At 54.3% G+C, this 3676-nt stretch carries 1 protein-coding gene; it reads right to left on the minus strand.

Annotation, left to right across the window (positions count from 1 at the left end):
- Positions 1-158 precede the first annotated feature (158 nt).
- Positions 159-3572: a hypothetical protein gene (locus tag SV253_08540; GenBank protein ID MDY6776102.1), complete on the minus strand. Its 3414-nt coding sequence runs from the start codon at positions 3570-3572 to the stop codon at positions 159-161.
- Positions 3573-3676 lie beyond the last annotated feature (104 nt).

Below are 3676 nucleotides of genomic sequence, written 5' to 3' on the forward strand. Positions count from 1 at the left end.
GAGGTCTACGTGAGGTACACGAGGATCTTGAACTCCTCGAAGAGTACGGTATAGTCAAGTTCGAGGAGGAGGGACGCGCTAAGAGACCCTACATCCCATACGAGACTGTCAAGATAAGCGGGGAGATCGCCAAGAAGCCCCCAGCGTGAGACCTGTATCTATACCACCCTCAGCTCGTCTGAGGTCTCCATTATCACACCGTCTGTGAGCAAGCTCTCGACGGCTGTCTCAGCTTGCTCGTCCTCTACGTCGACTTTTTCGACAAGCTCGTCTTGAGTACACCCCTCGTTTTCTCTTAACTCTTCGAGGATTCTCTGTTCTGGGGTTATCATTAGCTCTTCGTCCTCACCGGCACTTTCAGCCTCAGTCCGCCCCACACCTGGTTGCACTCTCGTTATTTTGGTGTTGTCGAGGATTTTGACTTGTAGGTCGCCTTCGTACTCGTCAGTTTTGGCGTTCTCTATTTTGTAAGTGGTTTCTGGAAGAAGTGTGGGGGCGTCTTCACTAAACCGTATAAAGTTCACCCTACCCGTCATGTCCTTGAGGATACCGTACTGTTCAACCTTGTCGCTGTTGTGGTCTTCTTCTGCCCACAACTCAGCGGTGAGAGTCACAGTTTCACCTGGGTTCAGAGTATTTATCGGTCGTGGGTCGTTGTTGCCGTTGTCACTGCTTTCGTCTTTGTCTTCTTCGTCTTCATCTCCTTCGTCGAACATACTCAGGGAAATGTCGACCGTCTCCCCCGCTTCGTCGAGGTATATCCCCACGGCACGACTTATCGGGGGTGTTCGTTTTTGTACTCGTTCGACGTAAGTGTCATCTCTGTCTTTCGAGTCGCGGAAGCGGTCTAAGTATTCGTTTTTCTCAAAAATCGCGTTGTTTAAGTTGTGATCCTGGTGGTATTTACGCACCTTACCGTAGCACCGCGAAAGGTTGAAGCGTAGCACTTCCCCCCCGCGTAATAGGGTATAATGTTCGTCTTCTTCGAGGTATCCCGACATAGACGCGTGACCCAGCATCTCGGTGAAGTCGTCTAAGTGGCTGCGGCGCCGCCCCGCTTTCAGGTCTCCTATGTTACCCGCAACGTGAACTAACGCGTCTTCTACGTCCTCGTCTACGTTACCGGCGTCTATCGGGACGTCGACGTCGTGCTCTTCCGCGAATTGCTCGTAGATACGCAGACCAAAAAGGGAGACCTGTAAAGCCGTTCTCTCGGAGTTCCCGATACCCCCGATACCGTGTTCTTCGAGGAGATCCTCGACCTCGGGACGACACTCACGCCAAATCTCTTTGAGGTCGTCGTCATCTCGTGCCAGAATCCAGCGGTAGTAAGCCACGCCGTGACCTTCTAGATCCTTTGGGCTAGGGTACTCTATGTCTCCGTCTTCGTTCTCAAAACTCTCCCCGACGAGTTCGGCGTACCTCTTCTGTGTCTCTGTTCCGTCATCCGAAACGTCGGGGCGGAAGTGGGTTAGAAGGCTACGCCTTACTAGGGATGGGTCTTGAAACTGCTGTTCACCGGTCACAACCACGGGGGCTTTGATTTTGTAGGTCTCCGTGCTTCCGTCAGGGCGTCCCTTAGCCTCTGAGCCTCCCCTGGTCGTCTTTCGACAGTAGTCGTGGAACGTGTCTATACGGCGGTCGGAGATGTCGGCGGGGCGATACTCGTCGAACCATACAGGGATAGAGTTCGACGACGAGAAGCTTGTGAGCATACCGTGGGGCGTCATCTCGGAGCTTAGCGGGTCGTCGTCCATGCCGAAGGCACGCCAAAGGACTTGTAGCGTGCTCGTCTTGCCACTTCCAGTATCGCCGGTAATAGAGAGAAGCGGGAACTCTCCGACCCAGTCTAGGAACTTCGGTTTGAGAGCCGACGCGTAGAACCACCCGATTACACTTAAGAACCTCTCGGAGTCACGGATCTGGGGTAAGAGGCGTAGAACGTCTTCGAGGTCGTCCTCGTCGACGTCAGTCTCGGGTGTGATACCACACCGACGTTCTATATCGGTTTCTCGTTCGAGAAACACCGTCTCGGGGGTATCAGACCACCCGCCTGACGAAATTGTCCCCTGGGGAGTAACAAACTCGTCGCCGTGTAACCCCATGAGGTGTGTCCCTTTCTGGGTCTCTTCCTTTTGGTAGGCTAGAATCTCCTTGAGGTCGTTCCTGTCCTCCTTATCGCCGTCCCAGCGGGTCGAGAATTCACGAACGATCTTGTCCTCGAACTTGTCGCTCCGGTTGAAGACCTTTGGTCTCACGTCGACGTCGTAGGGTTCTCCGTTCTTCGGCTTAACTCGTAGCTTAAAGTGGTGTGTATCCCTTTCTGCGTGCTTAACCTTAGCCCGTGTCTCTATTAGAAAGTTAGACAACTCTCTAAACCGTCGCTCGTCGTCTTCATCTGTGTACCAATACCCGTAACCTCCGTCACGGGCGTCGAGTCCTACCCTGTCAGGCGTCTCTTGACCGGCGAACTCGTCGAGGTCGAAGGCGTTACCGGCTACCTTTCCAGCTTCTCCGTCGTGTCTCTCGGGGTCGTAGTACTCCGTCCTTCCCGAGACCGCTTTATCTATAGTGAGCTCACCGTAGGTCTTGTCCCCACGATCCTCGTCCCACTTGTCGCGCATCAAGCCGCTTTCTCGGAATAGCCGATCCATCTGCGTCTCGTCTCCCCCCGTCCAAAAAGCCAACAGATCCGCTAAAGCCAAGTCAGCCTCGGACTGTGACGGATACCCCGAGGTCGAGCCGTTCCAGAGACGGCGGAACTTGTCGCCGTTCTCGGCGTTCTTAGCCTTCTCTATTATTTCTTCGTCGTCGAGGTCAAGATCGACGGGGTCGGGGTCGGAGTCGGAGTCGGAAGTCTCGGTATCCTCGTCAATCTCTTCGTCGTCGACGACGTAGTCGTTATGTACGTCCTTAAGGGCGTCTTGACGGCGTTCTACGGGCTTTGTGTCGCCACCCCCAAAGCCTGTCTCGCCTGTTATGGTGAAGTAGCGCGCCTCATCGTACATCTCGACGTCGCCCTTACGGTTCCCGCCCCCGGGTATAATACCGTGCACCAGGACGTGTAGCCCCGTCCCCGAGACAGAGACCTCAGTATATGAGTCTAGGCGGTCTACTATATCACGCGCCCAGCCGTCTATGTCACCCGTCTCGGGATCACGACAGTGGTCGAGGTCGACACCGCATATTGTGTCATCGCCCGAGAAGACGAATCCGACGCCGTCGACGTCGCTGTTAGACTCGTAATATAACTGCGCCGTGTCAAAGCTAGCCCACGTGTCGGGGTCTGTGGTACTCGCAAAACCCTGTCCCTGTCCCTTACGCGGGTTCACTGGTCTCTTTGTTTTATCTCCGTCTCTCCCTTCTTCGCGCCAACATAACCACTGGTCTCTATCTTTGAGCTCGTCGGGTATGTTCTCGAAGTTCGGAGTGATCGGGGTGTCGAGGCGGGGGGTTTCACCGTTAGTATCGGTATCTTCGGGGTCGTTCACGACGTTGTCGTTTACTTTAGCCTTCCCAGGCATATCTTCGAGGAGATCCTCGGGGTTTTGTGGCTCTTCGGAGTTACTCACTCAGAACCCCCCCTCTAGTCACTATTTCGCCGTGATGGTTCGACTTACGACCTTTTGTAATCGCGAGGTTGTTCACGGGTATAAAACCCGTAAGTCCGATTATC

The sequence above is a fragment of the Candidatus Afararchaeum irisae genome, assembly GCA_034190545.1.
Lineage (GTDB): Archaea > Halobacteriota > Halobacteria > Halobacteriales > Afararchaeaceae > Afararchaeum > Afararchaeum irisae.